Source organism: Bacillus sp. FSL W7-1346 (assembly GCF_038593335.1).
Classification (GTDB): domain Bacteria; phylum Bacillota; class Bacilli; order Bacillales; family Bacillaceae; genus Bacillus; species Bacillus altitudinis.
On record NZ_CP151988.1, the window covers coordinates 3,168,753 to 3,181,086 of the forward strand.

A 12,334-nucleotide genomic window follows, 5' to 3' on the forward strand; every position below is an offset into this window, starting at 1 on the left:
TGAACTTGATTTTAGCCCTTTGTCTTCTTTTCAGCGTGATAGAAAACCTTTGCAGCCCTAGGAAGGACGAGCATCGGTGCGCAGCGAATTTGACATTCGTGAGCACCGAAGCGCAGGACTGACAACGAATGCGAGGGTTTGTCTACACGCTGAAGCTCCCGTAATGGGAGCTTTTCATTTTTTATACCTTCGTCGCTTCTAAAAACTCTTCAGCATCTGCCACAGCCAGTGAAATGGCCTCTTCCCAAAATGCTTTTTGAGTCAGGTCGACACCTAGGTGCTTATATGCCAAATCTTCTACAGTCATTGACGCTGTATCTTTTAATAGCGCAATATATTTCTCTTCAAATGATGCCCCGGCCTGCAATGCTTTCGCGTAAATACCTAGAGAGAACATGTACCCGAAGGTGTAAGGGAAGTTATAAAACGGGACCCCTGTAATATGGAAATGCAGTTTAGACGCCCAGAAATGCGGATGGTATTCATCTAAAGAGTCACCAAAGGCTTCCTTCTGTGCTTCTACCATCAACTCATTCAAGCGGTCAGCTGGCACTTCTCCTTGTTTGCGCTCTTCATAAAAGCGTTGTTCAAATAAGAAGCGTGATTGAATATTCATAAAGAATGCCACACTGCGCTGCAGCTTATCCTCTAGCAAACTGAGACGCTCTTCTTCATTGGCCGCCTCTTTTAATGAAGCATCTGCCACAATCATTTCTGCGAATGTCGACGCAGTTTCAGCTACATTCATCGCATATTTACGATTCAACATCCGAACATCCTGCATGACTTCCTGATGGAACGAATGACCAAGCTCATGTGCTAGTGTCGCTACATTGGATGGAGTCCCTGAGAAGGTCATAAAAATACGTGATTCTCCGCTATCAGGGAAATTCGTACAGAAACCGCCCACTCGTTTGTTTGGGCGATTCTCAGCTTCTACCCAGCGTTCATTAAAAGCTTTTTCAGTAAAAGCAGCAAGCTCTTTTCCAAACCCTGCGAAATGCTTGATAATAAAAGCGGCTGCGTCTTGATAAGAATAGGTTTTTGTCTCACTTCCAATAGGCGCTCCCACATCAAACCAGCTTAGTTTATCAACCCCAAGCATGTCAGCTTTACGTTGTAAATAATCAATGAATGGCTGTTTATGTTCATCAATGACAGACCACATTGTATCGAGCGTCTCTTGTTTCATCCGGCAAATATCAAGGGGCTCTTTTAATATATGATCCCATCCTCTGGCTTCATATACTTGTAGACGAAAACCAGCGAGATGATTGAGTGTGCTTGCAAACAAATGTTCATCCTGTGTCCATGCATGTTCTAAATTATGATAGACGGCTTTTCTCACTTCACGGTCTGAATCATCCATCGCATTTTCTGCTTGGCCTACAGAAATCATTTGTGTTTCACCATTTTGCTCAAATGGAATGGTAATTTTGTTCACCAAGCTAGAATAAAGTTCATCCCACGCATGATACCCATCTACTGCTAGTTTTTGAATGAGTGTTTCCTGTTCAACAGGCAGTTGATCTTTCACATGTTCTCTTCGTTCATTTAATATGTAACGAACATCTGAGAAAGCGGCTGAATCCATTAATTCTTCCCACTGGCTAGTAGGTATCTCAGCAAGTGATTGATCAAACCCTGCTAAAATGGTTCCTAATTCAGCTTCCAGCTTGGCAATAGACCCTCGGAGACTGCCCGCCTTCATATCCTTTGTATTTTGAGATTGTAGACAGGATACAAATGAACCTGCTTGTGCTAATTTTTTATATGTGATTTCATACGTTTCAAGGACAGCTGTTAACTCTTTTTCAATTTGTGTATCTTCTTTTGAAAAGGCATCTACCTTTTGTCGTAACTCATCTAATAGCTGCTGTATGTGCTGTAAGTATGTGATAAATTCTGATGAAGAACTGCCTCCTTTAAAAAAGGCATCTAAATCCCACGTCTCTTGTAATGGTTTTAATCCCAAATTATTTCCCCCTTTAATTGCTAATTTCATCATACAAAGGATATAGAGTCAGTATGGCATATGTATTCCTTTATATTCATTATATTTTCTCACAATTAAAAAAACCCGGCAAGAAGCCGAGTTTTTATGATAATTTTGAACGTAAATACGCATCGATAAAGGAATCTAAATCTCCATCCATCACCGCTTGAACATTTCCCATCTCCGTGTTGGTACGATGGTCTTTCACAAGAGAATATGGGTGGAAAACATACGAGCGAATTTGGCTTCCCCAGCCAATTTCTTTCTGTTCTCCTCTGATTTCATCCAATTCCGCCTGTTGTTCTTCGATCCGTTTTTGATAAAGCTTAGACTTCAGCATTTTCATTGCACGTTCTCTGTTTTTGATTTGGGATCTTTCCGTTTGGCACGTCACGACGACATTTGTTGGGATGTGTGTGATACGAACCGCAGAGTCCGTCGTATTGACGTGCTGCCCCCCTGCACCACTTGCACGATACGTATCCACCTTAATATCCTCTGTACGAATATCGATATCAATTTCTTCATTAAATTCTGGCATGACATCACAGGAAACGAAAGATGTATGTCTACGGCCAGATGAATCAAATGGAGAAATACGGACTAAACGATGGACACCTTTTTCTGCTTTTAAGTAACCGTAAGCGTTATGTCCTTTAATCAGCAATGTCACAGACTTAATTCCCGCTTCATCCCCTGGAAGATAATCAAGGGTTTCAACCTTAAAACCTCTGCGCTCTGCCCAGCGGGTATACATTCTGAGGAGCATCGATCCCCAGTCCTGTGATTCCGTTCCACCTGCACCCGGGTGAAGCTCAAGAATGGCATTGTTTTTGTCATACGGTTCACTTAAAAGAAGCTGCAATTCAAACTCGTTAAATTGTTTTGTTAAGTTCTTCAGCTCTTTTTCAAGCTCTGCATGAAGATCCTCATCGTAGTCTTCTTTTAATAAATCATGCGTCATTTGCAGCTCATCATGAGATTCACTGAGCTCATGATATGTATTCACATAATCCTTCAGTGCATTGGCTTCATTAATGACACCTTGCGCTTTTTGCTGGTCATTCCAAAAGTCAGCCTCTGACATCGTGGCCTCAAGCTCTGCAATTTTCGCTTCTTTTGTATCGAGGTCAAAGAGACCCCCTAAAATCAGCTAGCCTGCTAGCCATATTTTCAAGCTCTTGTCTAATTTCTACTAATTCCATATCCTTCACCTCATAGATGTATGGGGGCTGACATGAATAGAAAGAGGTTTTCACCTCTTTCCATTACTTATTCTGTCTTCCCATGACAATTTTTATATTTCTTGCCGCTTCCGCAGTGACATGGTGAGTTTCTTCCGATATCCACTACTTTACGCACTGGCTTTTTCTTCACTGTTTTCTCCTCATCGCCTTCTTGAGGCTGATGAGCAGTTGTTTGTCCTTGAACGACTTCTTCACGTTCTAGGTTGTTTTGGATTTCTGATTTTAGCACATATTTAGCGACGTCATCTTCAATTGAAGCGACCATATGCTCAAACATCGCAAATCCTTCCATTTGATACTCACGAAGCGGATTGGTTTGTGCATATGCACGTAAATGGATTCCTTGACGCAGCTGATCCATTGCATCGATATGATCCATCCACTTCGAATCTACTGCACGAAGAACGATGACTTTTTCAAATTCACGCATTTGTTCATCGCCAAATGTCTCTTCTTTTGCATCATATTTCTCTTTAATCCGCTCCATGATGAATTCAGTGATCTCATCTGCTTCTTTACCGAAGATATCTTTGACCGAAATGGCACCTTCATCTAAATAGTTCGTGTTGATTAATTCAACAAGACCATCTAGTTTCCATTCTTCTGGAAGTTCTTCTTTCGGCGTGTAAGATCCAACAGCCCGCTCAATAGACGATTGAATCATATTGATCACAATCGATTTCAAGTTATCAGAATCGATGACTTCAAAACGCTGTTTGTAAATGACTTCACGCTGTTGACGAAGAACATCATCATATTGCAGAAGCTGCTTACGGGAATCAAAGTTATTCCCCTCAACACGTTTTTGAGAAGATTCAACAGCTTTTGAAACCATTTTACTTTGAATTGGAGTAGAGTCATCCATACCGAAGCGATCAAGCATCGCCATTGTCCGCTCTGCACCAAATCGGCGCATCAATTCATCTTCCATTGAGAGATAGAATTGAGTAATCCCTGGGTCTCCTTGACGACCAGAACGACCACGGAGCTGGTTATCAATACGGCGTGATTCATGACGCTCTGTCCCAATAACAGCAAGACCGCCTAGTTCTTTCACACCTTCGCCAAGCTTGATGTCTGTTCCACGTCCCGCCATGTTTGTCGCAATTGTGACGGCACCTTTTTGTCCAGCTTCCTCAATAATTTGTGCTTCTCGCTCATGGTTTTTCGCGTTTAACACTTGATGAGGGATGCCTTTATTTTTAAGCAGTTTTGAAATTAATTCAGATGTCTCAACCGCAACAGTTCCGACAAGGACCGGCTGTCCTGTCATATAACGCTGTGCGACGTCTTCAGCTACTGCTTTAAATTTGCCATCCATTGTGCGGTAAATTAAATCAGGTCTGTCATCACGCACAACCGGTTTATTGGTTGGGATTGTGACAACCTGCATATTGTAAATGTTACGGAATTCCTCTTCTTCCGTTTTCGCTGTACCTGTCATACCAGATAGCTTTTCATACATACGGAAGTAGTTCTGGAACGTAATGGTTGCAAGTGTCATGCTTTCATTCTGCACTTCAAGACCTTCTTTTGCTTCAATGGCTTGGTGCAGACCTTCACTATAGCGACGTCCTTTCATTAAACGTCCTGTGAAGGAGTCAACGATGACGACTTGACCATCTTCCACAACATAATCAACGTCTTTTTGCATCGCAACATGTGCCTTAAGAGCCTGCGCGATATGGTGGTTAAGAGCGACATGTTTGACATCAAACAAGTTCTCAATGCCGAATGCTTTTTCCGCCTTCGTCATTCCGCTTTCAGTCAGCTGTACACTTTTTGTTTTAATATCATAAGTGAAATCGTCTTCTATTTTTAACGTACGAACAAAGGCATTTGCTTGTACGTAAAGTTTCGTCGATTTTGCAGCTTGTCCAGAAATAATAAGAGGTGTTCTCGCTTCATCAATTAAGATGGAGTCAACTTCATCGATGACGGCATAATGAAGTGGTCTTTGAACCATTTGCTCTTTATACAGCACCATGTTATCTCGTAAATAATCAAAGCCAAGCTCATTGTTTGTTGAATACGTGATATCAGCAGCGTACGCTTCTCTTTTTTCATCTTTGTCTAAACTGTTTAAGTTCAAGCCAACCGTTAATCCAAGAAATTCGAAAATCTTGCCCATTTCCTCTGCATCACGGCTTGCCAAATATTCGTTGACTGTCACAATGTGGACGCCTTTTCCAGAAAGAGCATTCAAATAAACAGGCATCGTTGATGTCAACGTTTTCCCTTCACCTGTTTTCATCTCAGAGATATTCCCTTCATGTAGGGCGATCCCCCCCATGAGCTGCACCTTAAATGGGAACATTCCTGTCACGCGGCGGGAAGCCTCACGAACCGTTGCAAATGCTTCAACCAAAAGGTCGTCTACAGATTGTCCTTTTTCAAGTTTTTCTTTAAATTCGATCGTTTTATTTCGTAAAGCCTCGTCAGATAATTTCTCGAAATCTTGAGCGAGAGCTTCGATTTCATTTGCCTTTTTTTCATATCGGCTGATCGTACGTTTCGTAGGATCAAACACTTTGTTTAAGATTCCAAGCATATAATAACGCTCCTCTATTTCATGCAATTTTTCGGCATGTCCAAAAGTTTGACAGGTCCATATTTACCTGCATTTATCATACCATACCTTCCTTGATTTCCAAAGAATTTGCAATGATTTAGCACAAAAAACCCGCCCCTTATGAAGGGAACGGGTTTACTTTTTTTAGGTCATTTTCGGATCAAAAGGAACGAATGATTAAGCGTTCGGCTCAATGAGTCCGTATTTACCGTCATTTCGGCGGTATACCACATTGGTCAAATTTGTCTCAGCATTTGTGAAGACAAAGAAACTGTGACCTAACATGTTCATTTGGAGAATGGCCTCTTCGCTATCCATTGGTTTTAGATTGAAGCGTTTTTGTCTGACGATTTCTGTTTCATCAATTTCTTCGTCATCTTGAACTGCTACTTCGGAAGCACCGTTTCCTCCAGCAAATAAATGCTTTTTCGCACCTTGCTCACGGAATTTACGGTTCACTTTCGTTTTATGTTTTCTAATTTGACGTTCTAATTTACTGGTTGCTAGGTCTACTGCATTGTACATATCCTCATTATGCACCTCTGCTCGAAGTGCTAGATCAGTCATTGGAATGGTAACCTCAACTTTAGATTCTTGATCGTTGTAAAATTTCAAGTTCACGTTGACTGAAGCATCAACATCTGACTCAAAATAACGCTCCAACTTTCCAATTTTTTTCTCGACATGATCTCTTAGTGCAGGTGTTACTTCGATGTTTTCTCCTCGGACATTGTAATTCATGTAAAGAACGCCTCCTTTAAAATTAAGGATATGTAAACTTATTTCTACTTTTCCCTCCTTTTCTCCTGCTCAAACGTAAAAAAAATGTGAATTTTTATTGAAATTTGTCGAATCCTGCGGTGCTTCAGCTTTTACTTGATAGGTGATGAATATATATTCGATTGATTCTTGAAAAAGACCATCGCACTGTTAAATCTTGAAAGATGAAATAGATGTTTTCAGTGATTGAGACAAAGATTTTAAATCTTCCGCAGCTGCTTTCATTTCCTCATTCGCCGCTAGTGATTCTTCAACAGCCGCCGACATGTACTCTGTTTCCTCAGAATTTCGCTTGGCTCCTTCTTCTATCACACCAATTGTTTGAGAAATTTCTTCTGTACTAGCTGAGATTTGCTCTGTCGTGGCAGAAAGCTCCTCTGCTTTCATCGAGATATCACGGATGGATTCCAGAATTTCTTGAAAGCTCTGTTCAGACAATTGCGATACTTTCACACCTTCTGCTACATCTCGTTCCACTTTCGTCATAGATTGAGACGATCTTTCAGTATCTTTGTTCACGTTGGCGAGTAACTGACTAATTTGATCAGTCAGCTGACTTGATTCTTCCGCCAGCTTTCTGACTTCATCTGCAACAACCGCAAAACCTCGTCCATGTTCCCCAGCCCTTGCTGCTTCAATGGCTGCGTTTAAAGCAAGTAAATTTGTCTGATCTGCAATGGCATGAATATTCCCCAGCAGGTCTTGAATGCCGGTAAACTGTACTTGTACATTGGCCATTGTAGAATGATGTTCATTCACAGATTCCTTAATAGAACTCATTTGTTTCACAAATTGTTGAATGAGGGATGCGCCCTCTTCAGCCTTTTCAGTCACTGAAATTGAGTGACCCGAAACATCAGACGTATGTTCAGCCGCATTATGCATACCAGTCGAAACTTCTTGAATTGAAGAAGCTACTTTTCCTACTGCATCCGATTGTTCACGTGAAGCTTCACTGACCTGTTCAATCGAGCTAGACGTCTGTTCACTAGCCGATATGGTTTGACTGATGGTTTCTTCAAATTGCGTAGCAGAATCAGCTAATTGCCTTGATCCATTTTGCACCTGTAGGATGAGCTGACGCAAATGAGCTGTCATTTGGTTAAAAGCCGTACCGAGCTGGCCAATTTCATTTTTAGAGGTCACTTCAATCTCTTCAAGTGTGAGGTCACCATCTGCCATTCTTCTTGCTGCATGTGTGACAGAGACAATCGGTTTTGTCATACGATGAACAAACCTTGTGCCAATGACTAAAAAGCCGACTATAATCGCTGCGCTAACGAGAATAAGCGTCAGCAATAATTGGTTACTTTCTTCATTGAGCTGACTGATTTTTTGATCACGCTGTTTCAATTGTGTTTGAGCAAATTCTTTTGTAAAGGTATGTATTTCTTGTTCGATAGGTTGTAATTCTTGACTGAGGCGGGTGTTAAATTCTTTTTGGTTGTTGGTATTCAATGAGATAAATAGCCTTTTCGTGGATTCATAGTAAAGCTCATTCTTCTGAGAAATCTTTTCTAACAATTTTTTTGCTTGTTTGACTGTACTCAGTTTTAAAGCATCACCTGTTTTTTTATTAATATCAACATAGGTATCTTCAATATTTTGTGAGACTTTCCTATCCTGCACAACCACATACGTTTTAATTTGTGCTTCCTGTTTTTGCAGCAGTGCTTCTAATTCCAGCGAGGTCTGGTACAGCTTCACTTCTTTGGTGAGGAGTGCTTTATACGATTGATCTGTTTTGTAGTAGATAAAGCTAGAAAATCCTAAAATACTGACAAACAATATACATATGACAATAAGCCCAAATAAAAATTGATTTTTTAGTCTCATAAATTCCTCCGAATGGTCTGAATTGAACAAAAATTAATGAATGACATACGGCCTCATACAGGCATGTATTTCATCCATCCACTTTCTATATTCAGGTATAAAATATGATGTAAGGAATGACTGGAAGTGATTTGAAGGGAATGTATAGAAAGCTAGTATATCGAAACTTAAAAAAATTTGGTCAAACGATCGAATCGTCTTGGCAAAGTGCTCATTTTCAATAATTGAAAGCAGAAGCGGGTGTGTTGTCTCTAAATGAAAGAAGGCATGGATCAGATCATTAAAGATCCGATCCCCTTCTGTTTTAGCGAAATCCTTCTCAATTTCATCTAAATATTTTAGACTCTCTTCTATCGTATATAGAAGGTCATAATATGTGGTTAATAAAATATAGTCATCTGAACGATACGCCACAGGTCTCACCTATTTATTTCCGTTTATCGTAGTATACGCCGTCACTTGTCATGGGCTGATACGGATTTTGATAATTCAACTGTTTTGTTTTCTTACGTTGAATGGCTTGAATATCTGCCTTGATTCCATTTTGAATTTCCGTTAATTGCTTGGCCATCAGTTGATCTGTTTGAATGATTTCTTTGATTTTCTCTTTTTCTTGAACGGAAAGCTCATGTTGAATGTCTCTCATTAGTTCGTCTCTCTCAACTAAAAAAGCATCAAAGTCTTCAACGAGTGTTTCGCTTTGCGGGTTGGCCTCTATTTCCGCTGCCATTTTTAACGTTTGGTCATGCAGTTGGTCCACAATACTCATAGAGATCCCCCAATAGAGTGGTGACGCCCTTTTCGATCGGTTTGAATGACTTCCTTCCAAGCATCTCGGAAATCAGTCACATATTGCTCTACTTCATTCAGGATCTCTTCGTCATTTTGCAGATTGGCTTCAATCAGTCTTCGATAGATGTAGTCATACATACTTGCCATGCTCTTTGATACATCATACGTACGATTTAAGGTGACATTTAATTCTTGGATGATGTTTTGAGCCTTTTTCAGGTTCAAGTTTCTCATTTCAGCATCTTCTTTTTGAATGCCATGCTTTGCTAGTCTAATAAACTTTAAGCATCCTTCATAAAGCATAAGCGTTAACTCGGCCGGTGTTGCGGTCTCAATAGAATTTTTCTGATAGGCGGCATAAGGGTTCTGAATTGCCATATGTTATAAACCTCCAATTATTGTCCAAGCAGTTGAGAAAGATAGCCAGATTGGTTGTTTAGCTTTTGAATCGCACTATCCATGGCGTTAAACTTTTTGTAGTAACGAGCTTCCACCATTTTTAAACGATCTTGGAATGTACTCATTCGTTGGGTCAAAGAATCAAGGTCCTTACCAAGTCCGTATTCTTTTAGCTCCATTGTTGTACTACCAGCTTTTGTTTGAATACTCTTTGTATAGGCTGTTAAAGAATTTTTGACACGATAGATGATTCCTTGTTCTTTATATTGCTGCTGTGCTTTGTCTTTGTCTTTAGAATCGACATTTAAAGAACCAGAGATAAACATTTGACTGACCTTTTGTGGGTCTTCTCCAATGGCTTTTCTTAGTTTTTCTTCATTAATTTCAAGCTTTCCACCATCTTTATATTTCGATGATGTAGTAATGCCGATTTGGGTGATTTGAATTTTATTCGCATCGCTTGTCGTAATTTCGGCATAAAAATCACTTCTTAATTTAGCAGTACCTGATCGTAAAATAGAATCACTTCTCAACAAGCCCGACTTAGCTGTTGTTTCCCATAGCTCGACTTCTTTGTCAGACATGGCTTTTTTCTCTTCAGCCGTTAATGGATAATAGTCTCTGTTTCGTTTTTCATTCACTTTACCATTGACCTGTTCAACAAGTTCATTGTATTTATCAACAAATTGTTTAATTTTATCAAAGATGGCATCGACATCTGTTGAAACGTTCAAGCTGACAGGCTTATCTGTTGTTCCTTTCAGCTCATATGTGATACCAGCCTGCGTGAAGGTATTATTGTTATTTTCCATTTTGAGACCATTAATTTCGTATTGCGCTTTCTGTCCTTGAGTGGTGGCAACTAATTTGTTATCTCCATCCACTTGGAAGCCTAGTTGCGTTAAAAATGAAGCAGAATTACCATCTGCCGCCTTAATACTGACACCTTCACCAGTCGTACGCGAAGTCAGAGCGATCGTATCTACGTAGTTGGTTCCATCAAAGATCTGGCCTTTATAAGCCGTGACACCAAGTTGAGAGCTGTTCAATTTTGTCACGATTGTATCAAGGGTATCTGTATCAGTGGTATTAATGGTCACTGTTTTTGGTGTTGTAGAATCTGGTGTCGTCACCTCAAACGTAAACGTACCGTTTGAAGCAGTAAATCCAGATGTACTAGAAGATTTGAATACGGATGCTGTCGCTAATTGGGTCACATTAATCGAGCCAGAAGAAGCATTTGTTGAGCCAGTTGCTGTGACAGCAGATTCATTGGAGCTTGTGACTTTTTTTGCGCCATAAGTACTTGGTAATGTTAAATTTAGTTTGTTAATGAGATCATCTAATTCTTTGACCTTTGAATTGACCTCGCGGTAGCTGTCTCTTTGCCATTCAAGTGTTTGTTTCTGACGTGTCATTTTATCAAGTGGTGCTTGCTCAGTTTTCATTAGCTTTGAGACGATTTCATCAATATCAAATACATTTGAAAATCCAGTAATTCGATTAACCATTGTTTATGATCTCCCTTCAATTACATTCTTTTATCGACAAATAAACCGACAATCTCTGTCATTGCCGCATAGAAATCAAGCCATTCTTTGGAAGGAATCTCTCTAATGACTTCTTCGGTTTGGTTATCTACGACTTTGACATAATATTCATTGAGTTTTTCATGTAATTCAAATTGAAGATGAAATTGAGTAGGTTCAATCAGCTTATTTGCTCCTTGAAGCGTTTTCTCAATTTCTTCTTTTGAAACGACTTTTCCATTTGCTTGTAAATCAGTGTTTACATTGTCATTTTGATGATTCGTAACACGGGTTTGAAATGCATCAATCAGTGGCTCTAGCGAAGTCAACTTACCAACAGACATAGTTATTCAGCTCCTGTGCTTTAATCTATCTTTTATATCGGCTTTGAATTATTAAATTAAATATAGATGGACCGATTTGTTAAAGTTTCATATAGATGGTGTCATACCCCTATATAGAAATGATTTTAAACGGAGGTTTAAAGACAAATAGGATAAAAAAATCCTCACTTTTTTTGTGAGGATAATTGAGAAAGTAAATCGAAGGACAAGCTAGCAGCACGGCTGTTTTCTTCTTGAATAGACAGGTATACTTCCTTCCTGTGAATATCAATATGCTTAGGAGCCTCAATTCCGACTTTTACTTGATCGCCTTCAATCGCAATAATTTTAACTTCAATATCGTCGCCTATTTGAATCGATTGATTTAATTTACGAGATAGAACTAACATGAGGAAGCCACCTCTAGCAAATGTTTTGTATGATAGGCTGAATCATGCAAAATGACCTGCTTGGCTTTCATGTTTTTCCGATTCACAATAATAGGCGCTCTTAAATTGGCTGTCGTTTTTTCAATAGAAGATCCCATTGTTAAAATAACCATGACTTCCACATCATTGGCATCTTCTACCCCAAGAATGTCTACAACCGATTCTTCTAAGTCAAATTCATATTGATTGAAGAACAAAAATGGGCTGCTGACAATAAAGCCTAGTTCTGCATTTTTCAAAGATTGAAGAACTAAAAATGGGGATTCCTCTGATAAAGGTAAAATGACAAATTGTTTTTGATCCAGAAATCCTGGTATCCCATTAGAGAAGTGAATGATTTGCTCCTCTTTAATCGTCACTTCACCATGGTATTTTGTTTGAATGATCATAATTCACGACCTTTTTCATTTT

At 39.6% G+C, this 12,334-nt stretch carries 12 protein-coding genes; all 12 read right to left on the reverse strand.

Annotated features, from left to right (window positions below; translation table 11 throughout):
- Positions 1-181: 181 nt before the first annotated feature.
- Positions 182-1,975, reverse strand: coding sequence for a M3 family oligoendopeptidase (locus tag NST09_RS16420; RefSeq protein WP_342493126.1), 1,794 nt, complete (start codon positions 1,973-1,975; stop codon positions 182-184).
- Positions 1,976-2,099: 124 nt separating this feature from the next.
- Positions 2,100-3,201, reverse strand: a protein-coding gene (gene prfB, locus NST09_RS16425) for a peptide chain release factor 2 (protein ID WP_098680723.1) whose coding sequence is annotated in 2 segments (ribosomal slippage) — positions 2,100-3,128 and positions 3,130-3,201 — 1,101 coding nt in all. Because the reading frame shifts where the segments join, the coding sequence is not laid out codon by codon here.
- Between the two features lie 67 nt (positions 3,202-3,268).
- On the reverse strand, positions 3,269-5,794 hold the full coding sequence (secA, locus tag NST09_RS16430; protein WP_035701569.1) for a preprotein translocase subunit SecA: 2,526 nt from the start codon (positions 5,792-5,794) through the stop codon (positions 3,269-3,271).
- Positions 5,795-5,992: 198 nt separating this feature from the next.
- A complete protein-coding gene (gene raiA / locus NST09_RS16435; protein WP_007499992.1) occupies positions 5,993-6,556 on the reverse strand; it encodes a ribosome-associated translation inhibitor RaiA in 564 nt (187 codons plus the stop codon).
- 189 nt (positions 6,557-6,745) lie between these two features.
- Complete coding sequence (locus NST09_RS16440; RefSeq protein WP_342493127.1) at positions 6,746-8,431, reverse strand: methyl-accepting chemotaxis protein; 1,686 nt, start codon at positions 8,429-8,431, stop codon at positions 6,746-6,748.
- A gap of 33 nt (positions 8,432-8,464) precedes the next feature.
- On the reverse strand, positions 8,465-8,845 hold the full coding sequence (locus tag NST09_RS16445) for a hypothetical protein (protein WP_008348244.1): 381 nt from the start codon (positions 8,843-8,845) through the stop codon (positions 8,465-8,467).
- Between the two features lie 13 nt (positions 8,846-8,858).
- Positions 8,859-9,200 carry a flagellar protein FliT gene (locus tag NST09_RS16450; protein WP_008348246.1) on the reverse strand — a complete coding sequence of 114 codons (342 nt, stop codon included), beginning with the start codon at positions 9,198-9,200 and terminating at the stop codon, positions 8,859-8,861.
- A complete protein-coding gene (gene fliS, locus NST09_RS16455) occupies positions 9,197-9,601 on the reverse strand; it encodes a flagellar export chaperone FliS (protein ID WP_008348247.1) in 405 nt (134 codons plus the stop codon). The genes NST09_RS16450 and fliS overlap by 4 nt, the downstream gene beginning before the upstream one ends.
- 17 nt (positions 9,602-9,618) lie before the next feature.
- Positions 9,619-11,133, reverse strand: a complete 1,515-nt coding sequence (locus NST09_RS16460; RefSeq protein ID WP_213407028.1) for a flagellar hook-associated protein 2 — start codon at positions 11,131-11,133, stop codon at positions 9,619-9,621.
- Positions 11,134-11,153: 20 nt separating this feature from the next.
- On the reverse strand, positions 11,154-11,495 hold the full coding sequence (gene flaG, locus NST09_RS16465) for a flagellar protein FlaG (RefSeq protein WP_191096372.1): 342 nt from the start codon (positions 11,493-11,495) through the stop codon (positions 11,154-11,156).
- A gap of 164 nt (positions 11,496-11,659) precedes the next feature.
- Positions 11,660-11,884, reverse strand: a complete 225-nt coding sequence (csrA, locus tag NST09_RS16470) for a carbon storage regulator CsrA (protein ID WP_008348252.1) — start codon at positions 11,882-11,884, stop codon at positions 11,660-11,662.
- Positions 11,878-12,312 carry a flagellar assembly protein FliW gene (gene fliW, locus NST09_RS16475; RefSeq protein WP_025208061.1) on the reverse strand — a complete coding sequence of 145 codons (435 nt, stop codon included), beginning with the start codon at positions 12,310-12,312 and terminating at the stop codon, positions 11,878-11,880. The genes csrA and fliW overlap by 7 nt, the downstream gene beginning before the upstream one ends.
- Positions 12,313-12,334: the final 22 nt, after the last annotated feature.